The sequence below is a fragment of the Bradyrhizobium sp. HKCCYLRH3059 genome (genome assembly GCF_051168035.1).
Taxonomy (GTDB): domain Bacteria; phylum Pseudomonadota; class Alphaproteobacteria; order Rhizobiales; family Xanthobacteraceae; genus Bradyrhizobium.
Genome location: NZ_JBNPUF010000001.1, coordinates 1210267 through 1235827, shown reverse-complemented (window position 1 = coordinate 1235827; position 25561 = coordinate 1210267). Strand labels below are relative to the sequence as shown.

Sequence of the window (25561 nt, the reverse complement as noted above, 5' to 3'; positions counted from 1 at the left end):
ACCGGCGGACGGCGCAGGGCGCCGGCCGCGCCCGGTCACCACAGAGGGGGAGCGTCCTGTCTTGAACACAACGATCTTGCTGTTCCTGTTGCAGGACGGCATTACCAATGGCGCGATCTACGCGCTGCTCGGGCTGGCGCTCGTGCTGGTGTTTGCCGTCACCCGGGTGATCCTGATCCCGCAGGGCGAATTCGTCACCTACGGCGCCCTCACCTATGCCTCGCTCGCGGCCGGCCAAATGCCGGGCACCGCGAAGCTCGCCGTCGTGATCGGGCTCGCGGCCTTCGCCTTCGACCTCTACGCCATGCGCAAGACGCTGCACGCGCCGAAGATCGCGCGCACCTTCGGCCTCAACGTCGCCCTCCCTGTCGTCATTCTGCTCGCCAGCATGTGGGCGGCGAACCAGCGCATGCCCGCCGGCGTCAGCCTGGTGCTGTCGCTGCTGATCGTGGCCAGCATCGGCCTGTCGCTCTACCGCATCGTGTTCCAGCCGCTCGCGCACACCTCGGTGCTGGTGCTGCTGATCGCCTCGGTCGGCGTTCACCTCGCACTGCAGGGCCTCGGCCTGCTGTTCTTCGGCGCCGAGGGCCAGCGTGGCCCGACCCTGCTCAATGCCACGGCGACGCTCGGCTCGCTGCGCTTCACCGGGCAGGGCATGGCGGTCTACGGCATCACCATCGCCTTCATCGTCGGCCTCTGGCTGTTCTTCGGCCTGACGCTCTACGGCAAGGCGCTGCGCGCCACCGCCGTCAACCGGCTCGGCGCCCGCCTCGTCGGCATCCGCACCACGCTGTCGGGCCAGATCGCGTTCCTGCTGGCCTCCACCATCGGCGCGCTCTCGGGTATCCTGATCGTCCCGATCACGACGCTCTATTACGACACCGGCTTCCTGATCGGCCTCAAAGGCTTCATCGCCGCGATCATCGGCGGCCTGATCAGCTATCCGCTGACTGCGGTCGCCGCGCTCGTCGTCGGCATCGTCGAGGCGTTCTCCTCGTTCTATGCCTCCAACTTCAAGGAGGTGATCGTCTTCACGCTGCTGATCCCGGTTCTGCTGCTGCGTTCGCTCGCCGCGCCCGCGGTCGAAGAAGAGAAGGATTGAGCCGTGCGCGAGCGTTGGCCTCTCATCATCTTTGCCGTCATCGTCGCGGCGATCCCGTTCATCCCGGGCATGCCGCCGTTCTGGATCGTGCTGCTCGACAATATCGGCCTGTCGGCGCTGGTCGCGATGGGGCTGGTGCTGCTGACCGGCGTCGGCGGTCTGACCTCGTTCGGCCAGGCCGCTTTTGTCGGCTTCGGCGCCTACACCACTGCGGTGCTGTCGGCCAATTACGGCGTATCGCCGTGGCTGACCCTGCCGCTGTCGCTGCTGGTGTCGGGCCTCGCCGCCGTTCTGCTCGGCCTCGTCACGGTCAGGCTGTCCGGCCACTATCTGCCGCTCGGCACGCTCGCCTGGGGCCTCGGCCTGTTCTATCTGTTCAGCAAGCTCGCCTTCCTCGGTCGCAACGACGGCATCTCCGGCATCCCGCCGCTGTCGATCGGCAGCCTCAAGATGCTCGATCCCGGCACGATCTATTTCGCGATCTGGGCCGCCGTTCTGATCTCCGCACTGTTGACGATGAACCTGCTGGACTCCCGCACCGGCCGCGCCATTCGCGCGCTGCGCCGCGGCCACATCGCGGCGGAAGCGTTCGGCGTCTATGCACCTCGCGCCAAGCTGCTGGTGTTCATCTACGCCGCCGTGCTCGCCGGCCTCTCGGGCTGGCTCTATGCGCACTTCACCCGCGCCGTCAACCCGACGCCGTTCGGCGCCCAGGCCGGAATCGAATATCTGTTCGTCGCCGTGGTCGGCGGCGCCGGCTATGTCTGGGGCGGCGTGCTCGGCGCGGCGATCGTCGTCGTGCTGAAAGAGGTGCTGCAAAGCTACCTCCCGCTGCTGCTGCATGGCGAGGGCCAACTCGAGACCATCGTGTTCGGCATTCTCCTCGTCACGCTTCTCCAGCTCGCCCCGACCGGCCTGTGGCCGTGGCTGACGGCGCGGCTGCCTTTCAAGCCGGTTGCCAAGCAGCCGGACACGTCGGTCAAACTGCCGGCGCGGGAGCGATCTGCGACGACTCCAAACGTGCTGCTCCAGGTCGACAACGCGCGTAAGCAGTTCGGCGGCGTGGTCGCGGTCAACAACGTCTCGTTCGATGTCCAGTCCCGCGAGATCGTCGCGCTGATCGGCCCGAACGGCGCCGGCAAGAGCACGACCTTCAACCTGATCACCGGCGTGCTGCCGCCGACCTCCGGCAACATCTCGGTGCTCGGCAAGGCCGTCGGCAACGCCCCGCCGCAGGACGTCGTCAAGCTCGGCATTTCCCGTACCTTCCAGCACGTCAAGCTGGTGCCGGACATGACGGTGCTCGAGAACGTCGCGATCGGCGCGCATCTGCGCGGCCATTCCAACGCGCTCACGAGCATGTTCCGGCTCGATCGCGGCGACGAAGCCAAGCTGCTCGCGGAAGCCGCGCGGCAGATCGAGCGCGTCGGGCTCGGCGACCAGATGCACCAGCTTGCCGGCTCGTTGTCTCTCGGCCAGCAGCGCATCGTCGAGATCGCCCGCGCGCTGTGCGTGGATCCGATGCTGCTGCTGCTCGACGAGCCGGCCGCCGGCCTGCGCCACATGGAGAAGCAGCGCCTCGGCGCGCTGCTGCGCGACCTCCGCGCCGGCGGCATGTCGGTGCTGCTGGTCGAACACGACATGGGATTTGTCATGGACCTCGCCGACCGCATCGTGGTGCTCGATTTCGGCACCAAGATCGCCGAGGGCACACCTGCCGCGATCAAGACCAATCCGGAGGTCATCAAGGCGTATCTCGGAGCCACCGCATGAGCACGCTGCTGGAAGTCACCGACGCCCATGTCTCCTACGGCAAGGTCGAGGCGGTCCGCTCGGTCTCGCTCACCGTGGCCGAGAACGAGATCGTCACCATCATCGGCGCCAATGGCGCCGGCAAGACCACGCTGCTCAGTGCCATCATGGGCGTGTTTCCGCTGAAGGGTCGCGTCTCCTTCCTGGGCGAGGACATGGCCCGGCTGGAGATCGAGGACCGCGTCGCGCGCGGTCTCTGTCTGGTGCCGGAGCATCGCGAGCTGTTCGCCACCATGAACGTCGAGGACAATCTGCAGCTCGGCGCTTTCAGAATGTCGAAGGCCCACGCCGCACGCGGCTTCGAGCACGTCTACACGCTGTTTCCGAAGCTCAAGGAGCGGCGCAAGCAGCTCGCCGGCACGCTCTCCGGCGGCGAGCAGCAGATGCTGGCGATGGGGCGCGCGCTGATGGGCGCGCCAAAGATGCTGATGCTGGACGAGCCCAGCCTTGGCCTGGCGCCGATCATCGTCGCCGGCATCTTCGAAATCGTCGCCAAGCTGCGCCAGGAAGGCGTCTCGGTGCTGCTGGTCGAGCAGAACGCCAAGGCCGCGCTCAAGGTCGCCGACCGCGCCTATGTCATGGAGCTCGGCGAGTTCGTGCTCAACGGCAAGGCCAGCGAGATCGCCACCGACGAGCGCGTAGCGGCGAGCTATCTCGGCTTTGCCGAGGCGGCTGCGAGCTGAGCCTGATGTCGATGGGGTGAGGCGCTGCTTCAGGAGGGCGCCTCCTTCGACAGCAGGAAATCGACCATCACGCGCTCCAGCGCCCGGTACATGTCGGTGCCGGTCGCCGTCAGGCAGCCGCGCTGGCGCGCAGCGGCGATGAAGGGCGAGACCTCGGGCCGGGTGATGACACAGCCGCAATAGGCCGACGGGCTGACGGTCGTCATGTCGACCGGCAGAGGATCGCCGGGCTGCATGCCTGCCGGCGTGACGTTGGCAACCATGTCGAAGCCTGTTGCGTTCATCGAGCCGACAAAGGCGCGGCCTTTGCCCCGCTCGTTGAGGCGCGCGATCAGCACATCGCGGCGTCCGGCATCGCTGTCGTGAATGGCAAGCTCGCGCACGCCGGAATCGATCAGCGCCAAAGCGATTGCCGAGCCCGCACCGCCCGCGCCAATCTGTAGCACGCGGCAGCCTGCAGGATCGAAGCTCGCCCCCTTCGCAGCGCCGATGAAGCCAAGGCCGTCGACCATGTCGCCATGCCAACGGCCGTCAGGACCACGCCGCATCAGATTCACGGCGCCGATGAAATGCGCGCGCTCGGTGGCCGTCGCACAGGCGCGGTAGCAGGCGAATTTGTGCGGGATGGTCGCGACGATGCCGTCGAGATTCTTCACCCGTGTCATCGTCGCCAGGAAGTCAGTCAGGTCACCCGGCGCGACTTGGACCGCAACCAGGATCGCATCGCTGCCGCGCTCCGAGAACGCCTGGCTGACGCCGGCCGGCGCGCGCACCTGCGCGACGGGATCGCCGATGATGATGTGGAGCCGCGTGGCTCCGCTGGGGGCGGGAATCATGGTGGGGCTTCCAAAACGACAAAGATCATCGTCCAAATGGCCGAAAGGCCGGCTCACCGAGCCGGCCTTCCTCACTCGAAGATATCGTCCGTCCGGTTACTTCGCCGGGACGTATTTGCCATCCTTCACCGTCAGGATGATGCGGGCGCGGTCGTCGAGGCCGGAGCGGTCCTTTTCGGTGAAGTTGTAGACGCCCTGCGAGGCCGCCAGGTCCTTCTCGGTCAGCAGCGCCTGGCGGATGGCCTCGCGGAACTCCGGCGTGCCGGGCTTGGCGGTCTTCAGCGCCACCGGGATGATGCGCTTGAGGATCTCGAACGCGTCGAACGAATGGCCGGCGAACTGGCTGCGGCTGTTCGGGCCATACTTGCCCTCATACGCCTTGTTCAGCTCCATGCCCGGCTTCTTGGTCAGCGCGCTGTCGTCCTGCGTCTCCGGCGACATCACCGGACCTGACGCCATGATCACACCCTCCGCCGCCTTGCCGGCGATGCGGATGAAGTCCATGCTCGCGGCGCCATGGGTCTGATAGATCAGGCCGGTGTAGCCACGCTCGCGCAGCTCGGTCTGCGGCAGCGCCGCGGCGGTGCCGGAGGCGCCGACCAGGATGGCGTCCGGATTGGCGGCGACCAGCTTCAGCACCTGGCCGGTGACCGAGGTGTCGGGACGCGCAAAGCGTTCCTCGTCGGCGATGGTGATGCCCATCGGCACAGCCTGATTCTTCAGATCGTTGAACCAGAGGTCGCCGTAGGAGTCGGAGTAGCCGATATAGCCGACGGTCTTGATGTTGTGCGCCTTCATGTGCTCGTACAGCACCTTGCCCATGATCGGCACCGGCTGCGGCATCACAACCGACCATTTCATCCGCTCCGGCGTGACCGGGAACGGCGCCAGGCCGAAATGCGGAATGCCGGCCTCGTTGGCGACGTTGGACACCGCGATGGTCGGCGGCGTCAGCGCCGAGCCCATGATGATATCGGCCTTCGATTCCGTCACGAAGCGACGGGCGTTGGTCGTGGCCGTGGTCGGATCGCCGCCGTCGTCGAGCACGATCACCTTGAGCGGCACGCCGCCGATCTCCTTCGGCACGAACTCGAGCGCATTGCGCTCGGGGATGCCGAGCGCCGCGCCCGGCCCCGTCGTCGTCGTGGTGATGCCGATGGTGATCTCGCTGGTCTGCGCCAGCGCCGGCGCTGATGCCAGCATCGCGATGACGCCAGCCGCCGCCAGATAGGCCTTCCTCATAAAATCCTCCCTCAATCTTTTCGGTTCAGCTCGTGATCCGCCGATCCTGTTTGCAGTCGCGCCCCCGTCTGGGGCATCTTCCAACACGACCGGCCGATATGTGTCCAAACGTGATCATAGCATTGAACACGAGAAGATCACTCCTCACCAGTCGACCAAAGCACGACAGCTGAACATCCTTAAGACGGCCGCATGTCGCACCCATTTCCGCGCCTCATTCCCCGAGAAACTTGGCTCGCATCTCCTCCGGGAAAGGTGCCGATTTCAGCTTGTCCGGGTCGGCCGGATCGCGCCCGACCAGCACCCGGGTCTCGAACCCTTCGATGGCCAGCGCCTCACCCTTGAACACCTTGTGGGTGACGTCGAAGGACGAGCGCTTGATGCTCTCGATCCGGCTCTCGATCGTGATCCAGTCGCCATAGGTCGAGGGGATGTAGAACTTGGCGCGGGTGTCGACCATGGGGATGCCGACCAGGCCGTAGCGGCGGACGATGTCCTGCTTGGAGAACCCGGCCGCCTCGAACATCACCGAGGTCGCATCATCGAACATCGCGAAATAGCGCGGGTAGTAGACGATGTTGGCGGGATCGCAGTCGCCCCACTGGATCTGCACGTCGCGGCGGTGAACGAACATGTCTTGAAAGCCTCACACCATCGCCGATAGCGATCTGGAGAGTGGGCAACGGCGCGCAGCGCCGAGCCCACCATTTTCAGCGGCGGTGGGCACGCTACGCTTTGCCCACCCTCCGTTTCTCTACGTCGTCATTCCGGGGCGCGCGGAGCGCGAGCCCGGAATCCATCTCTCAGCAGTGCTAGACGCCGAATGGATTCCGGGCCCGACGCTGGCGCGTCGTCCCGGAATGACAACCACGTGGACGTCGGCGCGCGGCACTTACTTCGGCGCCATGCGCAGCGAGCCGTCGAGGCGGACGACCTCGCCGTTGAGGTAGGCGTTCTCGACCATGTGCAGCGCCAGCGCGGCGAACTCATCGGCATGACCCAGACGGCGGGGGAACGGGATCGCGGCGGCGAGCGAGTCCTGGGCCTCCTGCGGCAGGTTGGCGAGCAGCGGCGTCAGGAACAGGCCCGGCGCAATGGTCAGCACGCGGATGCCGAACTGCGCGAGCTCGCGCGCGATCGGCAGGGTCATGCCGACGATGCCGCCCTTGGAGGCCGAATAGGCCGACTGTCCGATCTGGCCGTCATAGGCGGCGACGGACGCGGTGTTGATGACGACGCCGCGCTCGCCGGTCGCCTGCGGCTCCAGCTTGGTCATGCCGTTGGTGACCAGACGCAGCATGTTGAACGAGCCGATCAGGTTGACCTTGATGACCTTCTCGAAATCGGCCAGCGGCATCGGGCCGTCACGTCCGACGACGCGCTTGGCGACGCCGATGCCGGCACAGTTCACCAGCACGCGCGGCTGCTGGCCGAGCGCCTCGACGGCCTTGGCAACGGCCGCTTCCGCGCCGGCGGCGTCCGAGACGTCGCAGACCACCGGCACGCCCTTGATCTCGGCCGCGACCTCCTCCGCCAGCTTGGCATTGAGATCGAACACCGCGACCTTGGCGCCCTGCGCAGCGAGCTTGCGGGCGGTGGCGGCCCCGAGGCCGGAGGCGCCGCCGGTGACGATGGCGACCTGGTCCTTCAACAACATTGTCGTTTCTCCCTTGGATGCGTCGATCAGCCGGCGATGATGATGTCGTCGTCCGGCGTCGCGGCGTAGATGCGTTCGATCAGGTCCTTGCGGTTCTCCAGCACGGCGCGCTGGTTGATCGATCCCTTGTCGGTGACCTCGCCCTTGTCGATCGACAGCGGCTCGCCGAGCAGGACGGCGCGCGTGATGCGCGTCGACGAGCCGGTCGCGGTCTGCAGGAATTTTGCGAAGCGCTGACGGAAGGCCTCGATGATCAGCGGATCAGCCGCCGTGGCGGCGAGGTCGTCGAACGGCAAGGTCGCGTTGATCAGGCGGCAACCATCGAGATCGAGCACGACGATTGCGGCGATCTCGTCGCGGTTGATGCCGGCGATGATCACGTCGCGCGCCAGCGGCGCGCACGCAGCCACGAAGCGGGCCCGCAACGGGCCGACGGAAACCCAGGTGCCGCTCGCCAGCTTGAAGTCCTCGGCAACACGGCCGTCAAAGTCGAAGCCGGCATTGAAGTCGTCGGGATCGACGGGCTTCAGCGCGTCGCCCATCTTGTAGTAGCCTTCGTCATCAAAGGCCGCGGCCGAGACCTCCGGCAGGCGCCAATAGCCCGGCGTCACGTTCGGCCCCTTGGCGCGCACTTCCATCTTGCCGTTGTTGGGAACGAGCTTGGCCTCGTTGCCGGAGACCGGCAGGCCGACATGGCCGGAGCGGCTGGTGCGCGGATTGACCGACATGAAGAACGGCGCGGTCTCGGTGGAGCCGAGGCCCGTCAGCATCGGCACGCGAGTGCCCGTCTCGGCCACCGAGAGCTCGTCGAGCTCGTTCCAGACATGCGGCGCCAGTGCGGCACCGGAGAAGAACATCGCGTGCAGCCGCTGGAAGAAGGACTTCCGCAGCGCCGGGTCCTCGCGGAAATAGGGCAGCAGCGACTCGTAGCCCTTGGGGACGTTGAAATAGACCGTCGGCGAGATCTCGCGCAGGTTTCGCACGGTCTCCTCGATGCCGCCGGGCACCGGCTTGCCCTGGTCGAGATACATCGAGCCGCCGTTGAACAGGGTCAGGCCGATGTTGTGGTTGCCGCCGAATGTGTGATTCCAGGGCAGCCAGTCGATGATCACAGGCGGCTCGTCCTTGAGGAAGGCGAGCGTCTCGCGGATCATCACCTGATTGGCGCAGATCATGCGCTGGGTGTTGATCACGGCCTTCGGATTGCCGGTCGAGCCCGAGGTCAGCAGGAATTTCGCGATCGTGTCCGGGCCGATCTTGTCATGGGCGGCGTCGAGGCCAGGAAACAGCGGCGATGCGATCAGATCGGCGAGCATCGTGATCTTGCGGCCCGGCACCGAGCCGAACGACGCCACGATCTCGGTGCCCTCGGGCACGTTGGCGATGAGCGCGTCGGCGAACTTGTCGGCGTCGTCGACGAAGACGAGGCCCGGCGTCAGCAGCTTCATCAGGTAGGCGAGCTTGCCGTAGTCGCGCGACACCAGCGAATAGGCCGGCGACACCGGACAGAACGGCACGCCGGCATAGAGCGCGCCGAACGCGACCAGCGCATGGTCGATCGAATTGCCCGACAGGATCATGACCGGCCGGTCTGGCGACAGCCCGCGCGCGAGCAGCCCGGACGCGATGTGCCGGCTCGCCGCCAGCAGCGTGGCATAGCTCAGCTCGCGCCAGCCCTCCGGGCCAACGCGCTCGGCCATGAACACGCGCTCGGGCGTGGCTTTGGCGAAGTGATGCAGCCGGTCGGTGATCCGCGGCGGATAGTCGCCGAGCGGCTGCTTCGGACGGAGATAGATGGTGCCGTCGTCTCGGCGGTCGACCGTGACGACCGGGTCGTTGAACGAGATCGCGCGCAACGGATGAACACTGGCGCGGCGCGCCGTGTCGTCCGTTCCTCCCTGTGTGCTTGTTATTGTTTGTGCGGTCATGTCACGTCGGCTTCACTTTGGCGGTCTTGTGATCGAGGAAGGCGCGGATGCGATTCTTGGCCTCCTTGTCGCTCTGCGCGACGGTGGCCATCAGCGATTCCATCAGCAGGCCGGTCTGCGGATTGGCCTCGGCGATCATCGGCAGCGCCTGCAGCACCGCGAAATTCGTCAGCGGCGCGTTGTTCGCGATCTTCGCCGCCAGCTCCATCGCCTTGGTCATCGAGGCGCCGGCCTCGACCAGATATTGCGCGAAGCCGTAGGACGAGCCTTCGGTCGCCGAATAGACCCGGCCGGTCAGCATCATGTCCATCATGCGGGCGACGCCGATCAGGCGCGGCAGCCGCACCGAGCCGCCGCCGCCGACGAAGATGCCGCGCTGGCCCTCGGGCAGCGCGAAGTAAGCCGACGGCTCGGCAACACGGATATGCGCGGCGCAGGCGAGCTCGAGACCGCCGCCGATGACGGCCCCCTTCAATGCGGCGATCACCGGCACGCGGCAATACTGGATGCGGTCGAACACGCGATGCCACATCTGCGAGTGCACCAGGCCTTCGGTGGCGTCACGTTCGCGCAGCTCGGAGAGATCGAGGCCGGAGGAGAAATTGTCGCCGATCCCGTGGATCACGATGCAGCGGACGCCGTCAGGCAGGCTGGTGAAGCACTCGCCGATGGCGAGGATGATGCCGTCATTCAGCGCGTTGCGCTTGGCCGGGCGGTTGAGCCCGATCGTCAGGACGGCGCCCTGCTGTTCGATCTGCAGCAGAGACGGATCGCCCGCTGGCGTGGCGGTGTCGGCGTTTCCCATCGCTTGATTGTGTCCTGTTCAGAATAGTTATGTTTTATAACGATCTCGGCAGGAGTCAATAAGCGGTGGCCGAGATCGTATTGTGCAATGCGAAACGAACGGCGCCGGAATGAACGATGCGGGGGCGGCGCATGTCGCATCGTAAGGCGCGTCAGCACAAAGGCAAATGACGTGATGCGGCGTTCCCGCGGCGGATTCGCGCCCGGGGCTTGCTGATCACGTTCACCCTCAAATGCAGAGGGCGCAGGGAAGGCCAGGCGCCGGCTGACGCCTGCGGCCCGCCTGCTGAAAAAATGCAGGCGGCAGGTACCACAGGTGCAGCCGGGAACGCCCGGCCTTCCCTGCGCGATGGTCTTCACGCTTATACGCAGTCTCCCTGGTGCACCGGCTTGTTGGCCACCATGATCCGCGCGGCGCGTTGGCGCCATCGCGAACGTAACACCGGCAACGGGGTGTCAGGACGCTGCGACTTCACGTCCGCGACACATCGTTCGTCCGCGCGCCCGAAGACACGCTGCGACATGATCGCGGCCACCGCTCCCCGCCCCGCGTGTCGTGACGATCGCGCGCTACGCCCCTCGGCTTGGGACGGGATGGCGGAGATAAGATCACAAATTCTGAAAATACGCAAGGCCTTTTCTTTTTTGCAGAATCGAACTCAGCCATAGCGGCCGTTCGCACTGCGTCGGATTCGCGATCCGTCGCTCCGTTCGATCGCGAGCGCAGTAGATCAGCTTCTGGCCGCCGCCGCGCGACACCGTGCCAAGTCTTGCAAGAGTTGCTGCGTCGTGACCCGCTGCTCGCCCGCCTCGGACGAGTCCAGAACGTCCACGATCAGAACCGACTCTCCATCGGCCTGGAGGGACAGTTCAAAGCGATTGAACTCGAAGTGCCATCGAGATGCCGAAGCCTCGGCCATTGCGCGCGTCAAAAGATCCTTCACATGGGGTGTGCATTCATCCGTCAGAAACTGCTCGAGGAGACTAGGGGGGCCTTTGATCTGCCTGAGCATCTCAGCGGCCGACTGTTGTTCATCACAGTCGCGCTTCGGGCCGAGTTCAGTTGCAAGCTTCCTTGCCATCTCGACCGACCCGCCTGCATGGAATAAGACGGATATGCGCTCATCTTCCCACGCGGGTCCATTGATATAGACGGCCCAGCGCCATTGCCCGTCGTCACAGGTCCCGATGATGCGTCGTCCATTGATTGGGTGCGTGACGCATAAGGGCCCCTCCCACCAGATTTCGTCTTGCATCGCGCGACCCGCCGATTGAGATCGTTCTTATAGCATCTCGCTCCGACGATGTCGTCCGCCTGCCCAGGTCGCGTGGATGCCGATTCCGGATGTCCAGGCGGAAGACCGCTTATCGCGGCCCACCGCTCCGCAGTCCTCATGCTGCAGCAACGCGATGTCAAAAGTGAACGGCCGGCAACGTCGCATTCAGCGTGGCTTCAAAGCACGCGCTGTAGAACGTTGACCGTCACCACACTTCGCAATGGAGGGGACCATGGTTTCGCTGAAGACATCTCTCGCCGGCGGCGTTGCCGCGCTCGCCGTGACCGCAACCCTGTTCGCCGGCGCGGCGCCCGCTCAGGCGCATGATGGCCGCAACGCGGCGCTCATCGGCGGCCTGGTGGTCGGAGCTCTCATCGGTGGTGCGCTGGCGTCGGACGCGCAAGCCTATGAGCCCGCGCCGGTCTACCGATCCCACTACCGCGACGCGGCGTATGACGGCTACGGTTACGAGCGCTACCGTTACGTGCCGGCTCGCCACTACCGCCCTTGCGACCACGACGGCTACGGCCGGACGTCGAGCTGGGACGACGAGGACTAGTCGTCAACCTCACAGGAATTCGGGCGTCCCGGTTGTCTTGCTGAACGCCGGGGCGTCCGGACGGCGCTGCTCCAAGCTCCGCCGTCGTTTGTGGCGACCGCCCGCGGCCACAAATTCCGCTGTCGTCCCTGCGGACGCAGGGACCCATACCGCGGAATTTATCGGTGAAGCATAACTGCCAGTCATCGTCCCATTGAAGCCAGTGGTTATGGGTCCCTGCGTCCGCAGGGACGACGGCGGTGATTGGAGCGACATCTCGCGGCATACCGTCATTGCGAGGAACGCAGCGACGACGCCATCCAAGGCTCGGGTGGGATTCTGGATTGCTTCGCTGCGCTCGCAATGACGGAGTTTGTCGCAGGCAGCCGGGCCTACAGCACCACGTGCACGTCGATGATGACGCGATCCGCGTGCCGCGCGGCGGAGCCGACGAAGACGTGCTCCATCAGCCAGCGATACTTCTCGTGGCCGGTCTCGAAGCGCGGGTGGGTGCGGAAGTAGATCAGCCTGGGGTCCACCGGCTCGCCGCGCTTGAGCTTCTGCAGCAAGTCGACCGGCCCGAAGCGGATGCCGCGGTTCTCGACATAGATGGTCGCGCCGTCGTCGGTCTCGAAGGCGTATTTGGCCTCGAGGTCGATCAGCTCGTTGGGGCGGATGATCTGGAAGTCGGCGCCGAAGTTGCAGATCCTGCCGCTGATGCCCTCACCGGCGCGGCCGGGGCCCTTCACCTCTCCGCCATGGATCGGGATGATCCGGCGCACGCCGATGCCGGTCTCGCCGGCACTGGTGACGTCGCCGATCATCACGGTGAGGGTGAAGACGTAGCGAGTCTCGAGGATCGGAGTCGTCATCAGCGGGCCATCATCTGTTGCGGCAGCCAGGTGGCGAGGAGCGGGAAGGCGATCAGGATCACCAGCCGGATCAGGTCGGTCGCGACGAACGGCAGCACGCCCTTGAAGATGGTCGAGAACGACACGTCCTTCACCACGCTCTTGATCACGAACACGTTCATGCCGACGGGGGGATGGATCAGGCCGAGCTCGACGGTCATCACGATGATGACGCCGAACCAGATCGGATCGAAGCCGAGATGCGAGATCACCGGGAAGATGATCGGCACGGTCAGGATGATCATCGCCATCGCGTCCATCAGGCAGCCGAGGACGAGGTACATCACCATGATCAGCGCCAGCACCCCGTAGGGCCCGAGGCCGAGACCGGTGAGGAACTCCGTCACCTTCTGCGGCGTCTGCGTCACCGTCAGGAAGTAGCCGAAGATCAAGGCGCCGATCAGCACCGTGAACACGGCCGCGGCGGTGCGCGTCGCCTGCAGCAGCGAAGCCAGGATCTTCTCCTTGTTCAGCCGGCCGGTGAACACGCCGATCAGGAACGCGCCGGTGGCGCCGACGCCGCCGGCTTCCGTCGGCGTGAAGCGCGGCAGGAACGGAAGACCATAGAGACCGCCGATCACGAACAGGAACAGCAGCACCGGCGCCCAGATGCCCTTCAGGCCCGCGATGCGCTCGCGCCACGGCGGCGCCTCGCCCCTGGGCAGGAAATCCGGCCTGACACGGCCGATCACCGTGATGGTGATCATGTACATGGTCATCGCCAAGAGGCCGGGGATGATGCCGGCGATGAACAGCTTGCCGATGTCCTGCTCGGTGATGATGCCGTAGACGGCGAGCACGGTCGACGGCGGCAGCATCGCGCCCAAGGTGCCGCCAGCGGCGATGACGCCGGTGGCGAAGGATTGCGGATAGCCGAAGCGGCGCATCTCCGGATAGGCCACGGCCGAGAAGGTCGCGGCGGTCGCCACCGACGAGCCGCAGATCGCGGCGAAGCCGCCGCAGGCCGCCACCGTGGCGATGCCGAGCCCGCCGCGCAGATGGCCGACGAAGCCGTTGGCGGCGCGGAACAGCTCGCGGCTCATGCCCGAGTTGGACACGAACGTTCCCATCAGCAGGAACATCGGGATCACGCCGAACGTGTAGTCCGTGACCGTGCGCATCGAGGTCTGGCCGACCAGCTTCAGCGCCGCCGTACCGTTGACGAGATAGGCGAAGCCGGACACGCCGACGAGTCCCATCGCCATGCCCACCGGCACGCGCAGCAGCATCAGCGCAAACAGCGCAACGAAGCCGATGACGGCAACCGCATCCGTGCTCATGCGGCACTACTCCGTGGGCTTGACTTGAGGGTCATGAATCTCCTCGGGGTGGAAGATCAGGCGATAGGTCCGGATGGCGATCAGCAGCACCGCCGAAACGTCGCCGATCCAGGCGACGGCGAAGAACGGCCAGGTCGGCATGTGCAGATCGAAGGTGAGGACGTTGTCCTCATAGGTGCCGCGCACCTTGTCGAACAGGGTCCAGGTCTGCACCGTGACGACGAACAGCAGTACCAGCGTTGCGAAGATGTCGATCCAGCGCTGATAGCGCGGGCCGACATTGCCCCAGATGAGATCCACGGTGATGTGGGTGCCGCGGTATGACGTCGCAGCGATGCCCCAGAAGATCAGGATGCCGAGCAGCATGCGCCCGATGTCGAAGGAATCGGGGATCGAATAGTTCAGCGTGTTGCGGAGTAGCACCGACAGGAAGATGTCGAGCGCGACGATGCCGACGAAGAACGCGGCGATCCACTCGATCCCGTCGATGATCCGGTCCATGAAGGCGCGCTGCATGGCGTCCCCGTGTCAGAAAGCTTGGTGGTTATGGTGGATGCGAAGCGAGCTGCTGCGTAGCAGTCGGTGGGCCCCCTCGCCCCGCTTGCGGAGAGAGGGTTGGGGCGAAGAGGTACAAGTCTAACGGACGACACCACCCGTGCGTCTGCCCTCACCCCGGCCCTCTCCCCGTAAGAAACGGGGAGAGGGAGCGCACCGTCCGCCGCGCAAGAGCTTGGGTATGAAAAGAAGCTACTGTGCCAGCGCCTTGTACTTGGCGAGCGAGGCCTTCAGCTCGGTCATGGCGGCCTCGGCATCGACGCCGGTCTTCTTGACGCCATCGGCCCAGGTCTTGAACAGCGGCTCGGAGGCCTTTTTCCACAACGCGGTCTGCTCCGGCGTCAGCTTGTAGACCTCCTGGCCGGACTCGGCCTTGATCTTGTCGACGCCGGCATCCTCAAACTTGCCCCAGGGCTCGCCGACCTTGCCGGCGGCCTCCGTGTTGCAATTGTCGTCGATCGCCTTCTTCTGCATCGCCGACATCTGGTTGTACTTGTCCTTGTTCATGACGAACACGAAGGTCGTCACGTAGAACGGCGCATCCATGTGGTACTTCGTGACCTTGTCGACTCCGAACAGCACCAGCGAGCCCGCCGGAAAGGTGACGCCGTCGGCGACGCCGCGCTCGATGATGTCGCGCACTTCCGGCGCCGACGACTGCACATTGGTCCCGCCGAGCAGGGTGACGAAATTGGCGATCGTCGCATCGGCCGGGCGGATCTTCATGCCCTTGACGTCCTCAGGCACGACGACCTTCTTGGTGCGGGTGTGGAAGGCCGACGGCGTGTGGACGAAGGCGAGGCAGTACTTGACGTCCTTCATCTCCTTCTCGGCATATTTGCGATACCACGCGTCCAAACCTTCCGAGCCGCCCTTGGCGTCGGAAATCAGGAACGGCAACTCGCCGGCGCCGATGATCGGGAAACGGCCAGGCTGATAGCCGGGATTCACATAAGTGACATCGGCGATGCCGTCGCGCGCCATGTCATAATGGTCGAACGCCTTGCCGAGCTGCTGGGCCGGGAACACCTTGCCCTTGATGGTGCCGCCCGAGGCCTTTTCGACCGACGCGGCCCAATCCTCCAGCGCCTTCTGCAGCGGATGGCTCGCCGGCACCCAGTGCGAGATCTTCAATTCGAATGTCTTGTCCTGCGCGAGCGCGGGGGTCACACCGGCGGCCAGAGCCAACGCCAGAAGCGTCTTCCTCATCGGGATCGTCTCCTCCATCAGTGGGCCTTCGAGGGCCCTTTGCTTCATTGTTATAGCATATAAGCATCATTGCAAGCGCGGCAGCAGGTTGGCCACCAGTGCACGCGCCAAGCGGAGCCTAGCGCGCCCGCCAGCGCAAGTCTGGCAGACGAAAGTTGCAGGCCCGTGGCCATTTCATTAACACGTTAAGGATCTCGCCTGCACCCGAAATTGCACGGCGGGAGCATCGCACCACGAAATTGCCGCAGGGCCGCACCGGACGCCCGGCGACATCGCGCGCGACCCATCCGCGTGCATCCGATGCGCAACGTGTCAAACGCCCGCGCAAAAGACGTTTGGAACTTTGTAGGCGGTGCAAAATCCGCGCTGATGTCGTTGACTGCGGACATCGCCAGCAACGATCGAGACACTCATGAGCAGCGTCCCCGCCGGATTCGAACCGCATTTCCGCAAGAGCCCGTTCACCGATCCCTGGGAGCCGCTCTACGCCAAGAAAACCGACAAGGCCGTCATCCTCGGCCTGCGGCTCGCCACGCCGCACACCAATTCGCGCGGGCTGATCCATGGCGGGCTGATCGCATCGCTGGCCGACAATGCGATGGGCTATAGCTGCGCCCAGGCGCTTGGCTGGAAGGCGTCGCTGGTGACGATCAACCTCGCGGTGGACTACATCGGCAGCGCCGGGACCGGACAGTGGCTCAGCGTCGAGAGCGACGTCATCAAGAGCGGACGCACCGTCTGCTTCGTCCAGAGCCTGGTGCTGGCCGACGACGCCGTGATCGCGCGTGCAAACGCGACCTTCCGGGTGGTGCCGAAGAAGGGGTGATCGAAACCGCCGTTCTTTCGCATCAAGACCAGTATCGCACCAAGGTCGGCGCAATCGCATCCACTCGTCATTCCGGGTTCAAGGCCTTCGGCCTTGCCCCGGAATGACGGGGTGTGGCGTCGTAGTCGCTTTCAGTCGAAACGCCAGTCGCAGGTTGCGGTGATCAGGTCGATGAAGGCGCGCACTTTGGCGGAGAGCAGGCGGGAGCTCGGAAATACGATGTGGATCGGGAGCGGCGGAGGCTCGTATTTCGCCAGCACCCGCTTGAGACGGCCGCCGCGCAGCGTGTCCGCGGCCTGATAGGCCATCACCCGTGTCACGCCGCCGCCCGCCTCGGCATACTGGATCGCGGCGTCGGCATTGTTGGTGACGAGCCGCGGGCTGACCGCCATCCGCAGTTCCCTGCCGTCCTTGACGAAGCGCCATTCGTCGGACGGACCGAACTGGATGGTCTGGTGCTTCGTCAGCGCCTCGGGCGTCCGCGGCTCACCATGGACCTTGAAGTAGGCGGGAGCTCCGACCACGATCCGGCGCATGCTGCCGACCTGGCGGGCCACGAGCGACGAATCGCCGAGATGCCCGATACGAACGGCACAGTCGACGCCGTCCTCCACCAGATTGATCTGGCGGTCCTCGAGGCGCAGCTCGGCCGCGACCTCGGCATAGCGGCTCAGATACGCGGCCATGACCGGACCGACATGGAGCCGGCCGAAGCCGACGGGCGCCGAGACCACCAGCCGCCCCACCGGCTGCAGGCGCTCGCTCTCCGCGGCGCGCTCCGCCTCCGCCAGATCGGCCAGGATGCGGCTGGCGCGGTCGAGATAGCGTCGTCCGGAATCGGTCAGCGTCACCGAGCGCGTCGTCCGCTGCAGCAGGCGGACGCCAAGATGCGATTCGAGCGCGGCGACCAAACGGGTGACCGCCGATGGCGACAGCTTGAGCCGGCGCGCCGCCGGTGCGAAGCCGTTCAGCTCGGCGACGGTGACGAAAGCCTGCATGGCATCGATGCGGTCCATGGGATTATTGCAGCATCTGCAACGATCCAATGTCAACTGGCCAGATTATTTCCGAAGAGGATTGGGACCATATTGGCTCCACGGCGGCAGTCACTGCCGCAGCGACAAGGAGTCATTGCGATGACCCAGACAACCATCCAGGCACCCGGCGACGTCATGTTCTCACCCGCCGCCAAGGCGATCCAGGCGCGCAAGGGGTCGCGCGAGAGCTACGCGCATGTGGAGCAGAGCCGCGGCTTTCGCCACGAGGTCGACGCCGATCTCGCCGGCCGCCTCGCCGAGGCCACGAGCTTCTATCTCGCGACCGCCTCGGCCGACGGCCAGCCCTATATCCAGCACCGCGGCGGACCGAAGGGCTTTCTCAAGGTGCTCGACAGCCACACGCTGGCCTTCGCCGACTTCAGCGGCAACCGGCAATATATCACCCAGGGCAATCTGTCGGAGAACCCGCACGCCTACATCTTCATCATGGACTACGCGCATCGCCGCCGGGTGAAGATCTGGGGGACGGCGCGGGTGGTGGAGGATGATGCCGCGCTGACGGCCTCGCTGATGCCGAGAGGCTACAAGGCGCGGCCCGAGCACGTCATCCTGTTCACGATCAGCGCGTGGGACACCAACTGCCCGCAGCACATCCCGCAGAAGTTCGACGCGGCCGACGTCGCGGAAGCGCTGGCCGTTCGCGATGCTCGCATCGCGGAGCTCGAGGCCGAACTGGCGCGGTTGAAGGGCGAGAGCAAGCCCTCCGCCTAGGTCCTGCGCGCTGCGGGCCGCGCCTTTGGCTTGTTAGTCATTCCGGGGCAGTCGCCAGTGCGCAGCGGCGCACTGGCGATTGAACCCGGAATGACGGTGAGTGGGACTCGACTGATCAGCTCACGCCGCCTCGGCCGCCCTGCCCCATTCGAACTCCGGAAAATATTGCGCCATCATGCGCTCGGCATAGGCGACCAGATTGCCGAAGCTTTCGGTGCGGCGGCGTAGCTCGGACTCGAAGAACGGCGTGAGGATGCCGGCGACGACGGCGAACGCCGTCGCGTCGGTGCCGCAAGGACGATCGCCCATCAGATAGGGCCGGTCGCCGAGCTGCACCGACAGCGCGCGCAGCGAGCGTGCGGCGAGATCGACGTCCTCGTCCGGCGCGTGGCGGCCGAGCCCGGAGATCAGATAGTTCTCGGCGACGCGAAACTGCGCGTCCTCGCGCAGCTTCTCGCGCTTGTCGGCCGGCACGCCGTCGAAGAAGTGGGCCGGCCCCTTGGCGAAGTTGACCGGATCGACCCAGCGCGCCCCGACCAGCGCGAAATACAGGTGATGCTCGATCATACGCTCGAACCCCCAGGCCTGCGCCCGCGCGCGCACGTCGAGCCCATGATCGAAGTCGAAGCCATATTTGCGCTCGACATGGGCGCGGATGAAGGTCGAATCGGCGATCAGCTCGCCGCTGTCGTCGATGAAGGGCAGCTGCCCCTTCGGCGATGCCGGCGGCATCGCCCGCTGCTTCCGAAAAGCGAGGCCCGCCATCTTCAATTGCACCTCCGTCTTGGTGACGAAGGGGCTGATCTCCGGCAGGCCGAAGCCCGCGCCCAAACCGAACAATGTGATCATGACAGCACTCCCGACTTCCTGAGCAGACGCCGGACGCTACGAGCATGCTGCTGCCACCATGGTGTCAGCAGCGGCAGTAGCGTGGTGGCAAGGCCAAGGCCATAAAACATCATCATCGACATCACCCCTTCAATCTCGTTGTTGGCCCGGTATAAGGACAGGCTGCTGCCAGCATCCTGTCAGCATCGGCGGGGGTGCTCGCCCATGCAGGACACACCATGAGACGCGCCGACCGGCTATTCCAGATCATCCAGGTGCTGAGACGCACGCGCCGCCCATTGACGGCGGATGCGATCGCGGCCGAGCTCGAGACCTCGAAGCGCACGATCTATCGCGACATCGCCACCCTGATCGGCCAGCGCGTGCCGATCCGCGGCGAGGCCGGCATGGGCTACATCCTGGAGAAAGGTTTCGATCTGCCGCCCTTGATGCTGACGCCGGACGAGATCGAGGCGGCGGTGCTTGGCGCGCAATGGGTCGCGGTCAACGCCGACCCGGTGCTGGCGCGCGCGGCGGAGGACCTGATGGCCAAGATCGCCGACACCGTGCCGGAGCGGCTGCGGCCATTCGTGCTGGAACCGGCGAGCCGCGCGCCGCGGCCGTGGATGCGCGAGCCGGACCGCATCGACATGTCGCGCACGCGCTCGCAGATCCACGAGGGACGCAAGATCAGGCTGCGCTATCGCGACGAGCAGGGCCGCGACAGCGAGCGCGTGATCTGGCCGATCGCGATCGGCTATCATGACGCGGTGCGCATCCTCGCCGCCTGGTGCGAGCTGCGCCGCGACTTCCGCAGCTTCAGGACCGACCGTGTCGTCGAGGCGGATTATCTCGACGATAAATATCCCGAAAGGCGCGAGGCGCTGCGCGCCAAATGGCGGCGCAGCCTGGTGTGGGAGGTTCCCAAGGATGTCTGAACCGATGTCTGGCGAGACTGACAGCAGCCCCTGTCAGAGCTGCGGCGCGTGCTGCGCCTATTCGTCGAATTGGCCGCGCTTCACGATCGAGGAGGATGCCGCGCTCGACCTGATCCCGGCCGAGCTGGTCAACGAGCGGCTGTCGGGCATGCGCTGCGACGGCAACCGCTGCTGTGCGCTCGATGGCGAGATCGCGCGCGCCGTGGCGTGCCGGATCTACGCGATCCGCCCCGAGGTGTGCCGCATTTGCATGCCGGGTGACGCCGAATGTGCGATGGCCCGGCGCAAGTTCGGGCTGCCCGTGCTCGCCTGAGCAGAGGCAAGGAAGACGGGGAGTCAGGCCGTGACCGGCTCGGGGCTGTCGTCGAGATCGTCCTCGAACGGCTTCATCACCGAGAGTGGCTTGGTCGACAGCGAGATCGGCTTGCGGCTCGAGGTCGCGCCGGCCGGACCCGCCCGACCGCCGCGGGACTGCGCATACAGCGCCGATCCGACCCGGCCACCGAACTGCGACAGGACCTGCTCGCTGCACGTGGATGCAATCGCAAGCGCCAGCGGGTGAAGATGCGTGCGCCGGTAACAGAATAGCGCCAGCATGGCCCTCACATCGGCGGAGACGCTCTCGACCAGCGCGGGTAGCCCGTTGGCGTCGGCACGGTAGAGTTCACCGAGAAGCTCGTCGCCGACCGGGCACGAATCGCTGTCGAACGCATCGCGGCTTTGAAGCATCGGTTTGATTGCCATGACGCGACGATGCAGCGCGAATCGCTAATGACCGGTTAACCAAACCGAACGGTCGTCCCACCCCCGGCTTGACACGGGACTGCCGCGGTCGGTGCGGCTTCGCCGCGACGCACCGTGGCCGAACGCTCAGCCATTTGCGGCCATGAAGATCGAGAGCCCGAATCCGGTGAGGTGATGCAGCGCCTGGTCGACGCCGATCAAGGTCCAGAACCAGGGGTGCTCGGTGTTCATGCCGAACCGCGACGAGCAGATGCCCTTGATGCGATCGATCGTGATGTGAATGGCGAAGTCGATCACGGCGACGAACCAGAATCTTGGCGCGACGATCAAGATCAGGACCATGGCGACGGCGAGATGGATCAGGCAGTGCACCAACAGCGGCAGCGCCCAGCCCTTCCGCTGGTCCTTGCCATAGGCCATCCAGGCGTTCTGCAGCACGAAGTCGCCAATGATGTGCTTGAAGGTCAGCAGCAGCATCCAGCCGACCAGCGCACCAACCGGAACCTGCGACGACAAAGAGGGAAAAGACAAAGCTGACGCTCTCGCTACGACTAACCCTTGGAACCAACCTTGGACGCACGGGGAACTGGAGGCGTTCAGCGCAATCTGATGAGAATACCCGGCCAATTCGACGCGTATGCGACGCTTATGACATCTCCGGTAGCGAATTGCACGCGAAAGGGAACTTCAAATCGCACCTTGCTACCCTTCGCGGCAATCCCGCCGGGGGTAAGGTTACCCACGCCGCGCGGCGCATCCGGCGGCAACCGTCGCAGCGGCGGCGTCATTCCGCGGCGTTGGTCTTCGGCACTGAGAGCGCCCTCGCCCGGATCTGCGCGATGGTCCGCTTCAGCGCCCCCTGTCCCGGCTCTGCCAGCGCAACGGCGCGCGCCTCGGCGATGGCGGAGGCGAGATCCGAGATCGGCAGGACGCCATCGAAGGTGGGCTTGGCCAGGCCATCGATGATGGCATGCCAATCAGCGAGACCCTGCCGGTAGCCGTCGCCCTGCCCCTGGATCATGGTCGCCGTCGCGATCACGGCGGGCGCCGCCGCAGGCTGCTTGTCCAGCGCGCGCGCGATCATGTGCAGCCACCGCTCGGCCCAGGCGCGCTCCTCGCCATAGCGCACCGACTGCAGCCGCCAGCGCCGCAGGCCGGCCATCAGCTTGAGGCGGCGAATGGCCAACCGCGATCGGACCGAAAAGCGGACCTTGACCCGGCGCCGACCTAACCAGCCGATCTGCTCGAAGGCTGCCAGCAACGATTCCGCCACGGCTTGCGGCAGCGCACCGATCAGCTCGTCGAGGCGAAACCTCCTGACGTCGTCGCTCTCGCGTCCCTCCGGCCGCTTCCCCATGTCGAGGCTGATCAATCTGAGCTGGGCGATCCGGATCGGATCCTCGTAGGCCATGCGGGCAGCCAGCAGCTGCGCGATCTGAGACAGCATGCCGGCATCGACGTTCGATCTGCGCACGAACCGCTTGATGCGATCGACATAGAGCTGCGCGTAGCTCGCGCCCTGATACTCCATCAGCAGATGGATGCCATCGCTCACCGCCGGCACGGCGGCGTCAGGAAGGCCCTGAGGCAGAAAAGGCGGCTCGCCATCGTCGACGCCGATGACGTCGGCGAACAGATATCGCAGCGAGGACCGGACGCTTTCCACTGGGCTTCAGGCTCCCCGGATCACGCCGGCTTGGCGACGGGCGCCGGCGCGGTGGTCTGTTGCGCCAGCCGCCGCTCGAGCGTTTCGATGTTCTGGAACAGCCGGGCGCTGGCGAGGCGCAGGAAGTAGAAGGCGAAGGCGGGGTTCTGGACGTAGAGCTGCTCGACCTGGTCGTAGGAGACCGACAGGATCAGACCGCCCTCGACGCATTCCAGCGTCTGCGTGCGCGTATTGGACGGCGAGATCATGCCGAACTCGCCGACGATCGCACCGACCGGCAGCTCGATACCGGATTCGACCAGGCGGAAGCGGCCGCTGACGATGTAGTACATGCTGTCGGCCTTCTCGTCCTTGTAGAACAGCACCTCGCCTGGACCGCATTTGCGCTCGGTCATGAACGGCTTCAGCCATTCCATGGAGAGGTCGCTGTTGACCGACTGCTTCACGTCGCGGACCAGCTGCAGCATCTGGTGGAGCCGGTAGCTGTTGAGCGGCAGCAGCACCCCGTGCAGGATCAGGACCGGGTAGTTGTGCATCGGCACCGCGGTCGCGATCAGGACGATATTGGTGAGGATGGCGAATACCCGCAGCGGAATCATCGTCCGCATCGACAGCGTGGCGACCACGAAGATCGAGGCGAAGAGGCTGCCGGCGGCGCCCGCATGTTCGACCAGGTGTGAGGTATCCATCGGGATCAACCAGACTCTTGGGACGCAGGAGGGCGGACGCTCGGTTCCGAGCCTCCTTTTGCCTAATTTAGCGTGTCCATGCCGACCTCTGATATACGGCGAACAGACGACGTTTGAACCGGTATTTGAGCCGGTACGGAAAAATTCCCCGGTCGAAGTAGAACGGTTGGACCTGCCGGATGACGCTGCAAAACCGATCCACCCGCATCGTTGACGGGATTCCCCCGATCGGGGCACCTTGACGCCGCCGCGATCTCCTGCGGCTCTGAGATCAGCGACTGACGCCCGCCCGCAATGACCAAACCGCAGCACCCTGCCCTGGCGGCATTCGTCACCGCGCTGACCGGACGCAACATGACCAGAGCGGCCTATGTGGCCGTGGCGCTCGGCATGAGCGCCATGGTGTTGTTGACGATGGACCCCGCCTACGAGGCCGGGGGGCGCTGGATCATCGCCCTGCTGTGGGGATGCCTTGTCTTTTTCGTCGTCGAATGGGCCGCTCGGGTTCAGCAGGCGGTGCGGGCGCATCGCGCCGCCACCTACCTGATGTCGGGCCGGGGACTGCTGGACACGCTCTCCGCCCTCGCCGTGCCGGTTGCGCTGGTCTCGGGCATGGAGTCGCGCGCCGCGTGGCTGCTGGCGGTCATCTGGGTGCTCAAGGTGATCCCCGGCGTGCCTGGCCTGCGCCAGCTCCGCCGGGTGCTCGTGGTCGAAGCACGCCCGCTGCTGTCGGTGCTGGTGCTGTTCCTGCTGGTGCTGTTTCTCGGATCGGTCGCCGAATACGCGCTCGAACATGACGAGCAGCCGGCCACCTTCGGCACCATCCCCTCCGCGCTATGGTGGGCCGTCGTGACCCTCACCACCACGGGCTATGGCGACGTGGTGCCGATCACGCCGCTCGGGCGGGTGGTTGCCGCCACGGTGATGATCTCCGGCCTCGGCGTGTTCGGCCTATGGACCGGCATCCTGGCGACCGGCTTCGCCGCGGAAACCCGGCGCGACAACTTTCTGAAGACCTGGGAATCGGTCAGCAGGGTACCGTTCTTCGCCAGCCTCGGGCCCGCCACGATCGCCGACGTCGCGCAGATGCTGCGCACCATCGACCTGCCGCCGCGCGCCACCGTGATCCGCAAGGGCGAGCCGGGGGACTGCATGTATTTCATCGCCGCCGGCGAGGTCGAGGTCGACCTTCCCGGCAAGAAGGTCCGGCTCGGCGAGGGCGCGTTCTTCGGCGAGATGGCGCTGCTCGGGAACAACCTGCGTTCGGCCGACATCAGCACGACCGGACTGTCGAAGCTGCTGGTCCTCGACCTCGTCGATTTCCGCGTGCTGATGGCACGCCACCCCGATCTGGCGCAGAGCATCGATGCCGAGGCCAGGCGCCGAACCATGGAGAACAGGACATGACGACAGGACGGACCACCCAGGCCGATGACGCACCGAGCATGCCGCTCCTGACCATCGACGGCGCACGCGCCACCATTCGGCTCAATCGTCCGCAGCATCTCAACCGGCTCCAGCCGGAGGATCTCGGCGAGCTGCTGGCGCTGTTCGACCGGGTCGAGGCCAACGCCGCCTTGCGCGTGCTGGTCCTGACCGGCACCGGGCGGGCGTTCAGCGCCGGCTTCGACCTTGGCGCCATCGGCGCAACGCCGGCGGATACGGCCGAGGCTTCCAGCCCGGCATTCGAGGAGGTCGTCGACCGGCTGGAGGACCTCGCGCTGCCGACGATCTGCCGGCTCAACGGCGGGGTCTATGGCGGCTCGACCGATCTGGCGCTGGCCTGCGATTTCCGGATCGGGGTCGATACCAGCGAGATGTTCATGCCGGCAGCGCGGCTCGGGCTGCACTACTACCCGAATGGCATCAAGCGCTACGTGTCCCGCCTTGGTATCGACAATGCCAAGCGTCTGTTCCTGACGGCGGAGAAGATCGACGCGGCCGAGATGCTGCGCATCGGCTATCTCACCGGCGTGGCGACGGCCGATGCGCTCGACGCGGAGGTCGACCGGCTGGCGGCCATTCTGGCCGGCAACGCCCCGCAGGCCATGCGCGGCATGAAGCGCGCCATCAACGAGTTTGCACGCGGAGCCCTCGACGATGCGGCGGCTCGTCGCAGGCATCGGGACAGCATGAGCGGCGCCGAAATCCAGGAAGGCATGAAATCGTTTGCAGAGAAGAGAACGCCGAAATTCTGAGCGCAGCCGCGCCCCGAACTGATAAATTTTGCATGCAAACGTCTGTATCCAGCCGGTGTTCTGACACAC

At 65.6% G+C, this 25561-nt stretch carries 27 protein-coding genes; 10 read left to right on the top strand and 17 right to left on the bottom strand.

Annotation, left to right across the window (positions count from 1 at the left end):
- Window positions 1-61: 61 nt before the first annotated feature.
- Genes ACQR13_RS05645 through ACQR13_RS05635 form a run of 3 tightly spaced genes read left to right on the top strand, consistent with a single transcriptional unit; the run spans window position 62 to window position 3597 of the window.
- Window positions 62-1102 carry a branched-chain amino acid ABC transporter permease gene (locus ACQR13_RS05645; RefSeq protein WP_316174607.1) on the top strand — a complete coding sequence of 347 codons (1041 nt, stop codon included), beginning with the start codon at window positions 62-64 and terminating at the stop codon, window positions 1100-1102.
- A gap of 3 nt (window positions 1103-1105) precedes the next feature.
- Complete coding sequence (locus ACQR13_RS05640; protein WP_315825947.1) at window positions 1106-2875, top strand: branched-chain amino acid ABC transporter ATP-binding protein/permease; 1770 nt, start codon at window positions 1106-1108, stop codon at window positions 2873-2875.
- Complete coding sequence (locus ACQR13_RS05635; RefSeq protein ID WP_315713763.1) at window positions 2872-3597, top strand: ABC transporter ATP-binding protein; 726 nt, start codon at window positions 2872-2874, stop codon at window positions 3595-3597. Before ACQR13_RS05640 ends, ACQR13_RS05635 begins: the two co-directional genes overlap by 4 nt.
- A gap of 29 nt (window positions 3598-3626) precedes the next feature.
- Here ACQR13_RS05635 and ACQR13_RS05630 read toward each other — a convergent pair whose 3' ends face one another.
- The 7 genes from ACQR13_RS05630 to ACQR13_RS05600 form a co-directional block, all read right to left on the bottom strand.
- Window positions 3627-4433: a shikimate dehydrogenase family protein gene (locus tag ACQR13_RS05630; RefSeq protein WP_316201487.1), complete on the bottom strand. Its 807-nt coding sequence runs from the start codon at window positions 4431-4433 to the stop codon at window positions 3627-3629.
- 96 nt (window positions 4434-4529) lie between these two features.
- Window positions 4530-5675 carry an ABC transporter substrate-binding protein gene (locus tag ACQR13_RS05625; protein WP_315713761.1) on the bottom strand — a complete coding sequence of 382 codons (1146 nt, stop codon included), beginning with the start codon at window positions 5673-5675 and terminating at the stop codon, window positions 4530-4532.
- Window positions 5676-5889: 214 nt separating this feature from the next.
- On the bottom strand, window positions 5890-6309 hold the full coding sequence (locus ACQR13_RS05620; RefSeq protein WP_315825945.1) for an acyl-CoA thioesterase: 420 nt from the start codon (window positions 6307-6309) through the stop codon (window positions 5890-5892).
- Window positions 6310-6567: 258 nt separating this feature from the next.
- Window positions 6568-7332: an SDR family NAD(P)-dependent oxidoreductase gene (locus ACQR13_RS05615; RefSeq protein WP_434862640.1), complete on the bottom strand. Its 765-nt coding sequence runs from the start codon at window positions 7330-7332 to the stop codon at window positions 6568-6570.
- Window positions 7333-7358: 26 nt separating this feature from the next.
- Entirely contained in the window at window positions 7359-9260 is a 1902-nt protein-coding gene (locus ACQR13_RS05610) for a feruloyl-CoA synthase (RefSeq protein WP_434841738.1), read from the bottom strand.
- A 1-nt stretch (window position 9261) separates the two neighbouring features.
- On the bottom strand, window positions 9262-10065 hold the full coding sequence (locus ACQR13_RS05605) for a crotonase/enoyl-CoA hydratase family protein (protein ID WP_434841739.1): 804 nt from the start codon (window positions 10063-10065) through the stop codon (window positions 9262-9264).
- Window positions 10066-10795: 730 nt separating this feature from the next.
- Entirely contained in the window at window positions 10796-11320 is a 525-nt protein-coding gene (locus ACQR13_RS05600; RefSeq protein WP_316172685.1) for a hypothetical protein, read from the bottom strand.
- A gap of 253 nt (window positions 11321-11573) precedes the next feature.
- On the opposite strand from ACQR13_RS05600, the gene ACQR13_RS05595 reads away from it, so the two are divergent.
- The gene (locus ACQR13_RS05595; protein ID WP_316172686.1) at window positions 11574-11900 is read left to right on the top strand and encodes a hypothetical protein; all 327 of its coding nucleotides are present in this window, start codon (window positions 11574-11576) and stop codon (window positions 11898-11900) included.
- Between the two features lie 371 nt (window positions 11901-12271).
- On the opposite strand, the gene ACQR13_RS05590 is transcribed toward ACQR13_RS05595, so the two are convergent.
- From ACQR13_RS05590 to ACQR13_RS05575, 4 genes are all read right to left on the bottom strand, one after another.
- The gene (locus tag ACQR13_RS05590) at window positions 12272-12751 is read right to left on the bottom strand and encodes a DUF3237 domain-containing protein (RefSeq protein WP_316206954.1); all 480 of its coding nucleotides are present in this window, start codon (window positions 12749-12751) and stop codon (window positions 12272-12274) included.
- The gene (locus ACQR13_RS05585) at window positions 12751-14070 is read right to left on the bottom strand and encodes a TRAP transporter large permease (RefSeq protein ID WP_315713755.1); all 1320 of its coding nucleotides are present in this window, start codon (window positions 14068-14070) and stop codon (window positions 12751-12753) included. Before ACQR13_RS05585 ends, ACQR13_RS05590 begins: the two co-directional genes overlap by 1 nt.
- 6 nt (window positions 14071-14076) lie before the next feature.
- Window positions 14077-14586, bottom strand: a complete 510-nt coding sequence (locus ACQR13_RS05580; RefSeq protein ID WP_315713754.1) for a TRAP transporter small permease — start codon at window positions 14584-14586, stop codon at window positions 14077-14079.
- Between the two features lie 231 nt (window positions 14587-14817).
- Window positions 14818-15834 (bottom strand): TRAP transporter substrate-binding protein, encoded by a 1017-nt coding sequence (locus ACQR13_RS05575; protein ID WP_315713753.1) that lies wholly within the window; start codon window positions 15832-15834, stop codon window positions 14818-14820.
- A gap of 412 nt (window positions 15835-16246) precedes the next feature.
- On the opposite strand from ACQR13_RS05575, the gene ACQR13_RS05570 reads away from it, so the two are divergent.
- On the top strand, window positions 16247-16660 hold the full coding sequence (locus ACQR13_RS05570) for a PaaI family thioesterase (protein WP_315713752.1): 414 nt from the start codon (window positions 16247-16249) through the stop codon (window positions 16658-16660).
- A 131-nt stretch (window positions 16661-16791) separates the two neighbouring features.
- Here ACQR13_RS05570 and ACQR13_RS05565 read toward each other — a convergent pair whose 3' ends face one another.
- Window positions 16792-17676 carry a LysR family transcriptional regulator gene (locus tag ACQR13_RS05565; protein ID WP_315713751.1) on the bottom strand — a complete coding sequence of 295 codons (885 nt, stop codon included), beginning with the start codon at window positions 17674-17676 and terminating at the stop codon, window positions 16792-16794.
- Window positions 17677-17796: 120 nt separating this feature from the next.
- On the opposite strand from ACQR13_RS05565, the gene ACQR13_RS05560 reads away from it, so the two are divergent.
- Complete coding sequence (locus ACQR13_RS05560; RefSeq protein ID WP_316201492.1) at window positions 17797-18429, top strand: pyridoxamine 5'-phosphate oxidase family protein; 633 nt, start codon at window positions 17797-17799, stop codon at window positions 18427-18429.
- A 120-nt stretch (window positions 18430-18549) separates the two neighbouring features.
- On the opposite strand, the gene ACQR13_RS05555 is transcribed toward ACQR13_RS05560, so the two are convergent.
- Entirely contained in the window at window positions 18550-19278 is a 729-nt protein-coding gene (locus ACQR13_RS05555; protein WP_315713749.1) for a glutathione S-transferase family protein, read from the bottom strand.
- Between the two features lie 218 nt (window positions 19279-19496).
- Here ACQR13_RS05555 and ACQR13_RS05550 point away from each other — a divergent pair, with 218 nt between their 5' ends.
- Window positions 19497-20195: a helix-turn-helix transcriptional regulator gene (locus ACQR13_RS05550; protein ID WP_315713748.1), complete on the top strand. Its 699-nt coding sequence runs from the start codon at window positions 19497-19499 to the stop codon at window positions 20193-20195.
- Entirely contained in the window at window positions 20188-20508 is a 321-nt protein-coding gene (locus ACQR13_RS05545) for a YkgJ family cysteine cluster protein (protein WP_315713747.1), read from the top strand. The genes ACQR13_RS05550 and ACQR13_RS05545 overlap by 8 nt, the downstream gene beginning before the upstream one ends.
- Before the next feature lie 23 nt (window positions 20509-20531).
- Here ACQR13_RS05545 and ACQR13_RS05540 read toward each other — a convergent pair whose 3' ends face one another.
- The 4 genes from ACQR13_RS05540 to ACQR13_RS05525 form a co-directional block, all read right to left on the bottom strand.
- Window positions 20532-20924 carry a hypothetical protein gene (locus ACQR13_RS05540; protein WP_315714362.1) on the bottom strand — a complete coding sequence of 131 codons (393 nt, stop codon included), beginning with the start codon at window positions 20922-20924 and terminating at the stop codon, window positions 20532-20534.
- Window positions 20925-21065: 141 nt separating this feature from the next.
- On the bottom strand, window positions 21066-21416 hold the full coding sequence (locus ACQR13_RS05535; RefSeq protein ID WP_315714361.1) for a DUF3307 domain-containing protein: 351 nt from the start codon (window positions 21414-21416) through the stop codon (window positions 21066-21068).
- Between the two features lie 307 nt (window positions 21417-21723).
- The gene (locus ACQR13_RS05530; protein ID WP_315713746.1) at window positions 21724-22605 is read right to left on the bottom strand and encodes a DUF6537 domain-containing protein; all 882 of its coding nucleotides are present in this window, start codon (window positions 22603-22605) and stop codon (window positions 21724-21726) included.
- Between the two features lie 20 nt (window positions 22606-22625).
- Window positions 22626-23294, bottom strand: coding sequence for a Crp/Fnr family transcriptional regulator (locus ACQR13_RS05525; protein ID WP_315713745.1), 669 nt, complete (start codon window positions 23292-23294; stop codon window positions 22626-22628).
- 294 nt (window positions 23295-23588) lie between these two features.
- Between ACQR13_RS05525 and ACQR13_RS05520 the strand changes: the two genes are divergently transcribed.
- Together ACQR13_RS05520 and ACQR13_RS05515 are read left to right on the top strand one after the other, a co-directional pair.
- On the top strand, window positions 23589-24701 hold the full coding sequence (locus ACQR13_RS05520) for a cyclic nucleotide-gated ion channel (RefSeq protein WP_315713744.1): 1113 nt from the start codon (window positions 23589-23591) through the stop codon (window positions 24699-24701).
- Complete coding sequence (locus ACQR13_RS05515; protein ID WP_316193496.1) at window positions 24698-25492, top strand: enoyl-CoA hydratase/isomerase family protein; 795 nt, start codon at window positions 24698-24700, stop codon at window positions 25490-25492. Before ACQR13_RS05520 ends, ACQR13_RS05515 begins: the two co-directional genes overlap by 4 nt.
- Window positions 25493-25561 lie beyond the last annotated feature (69 nt).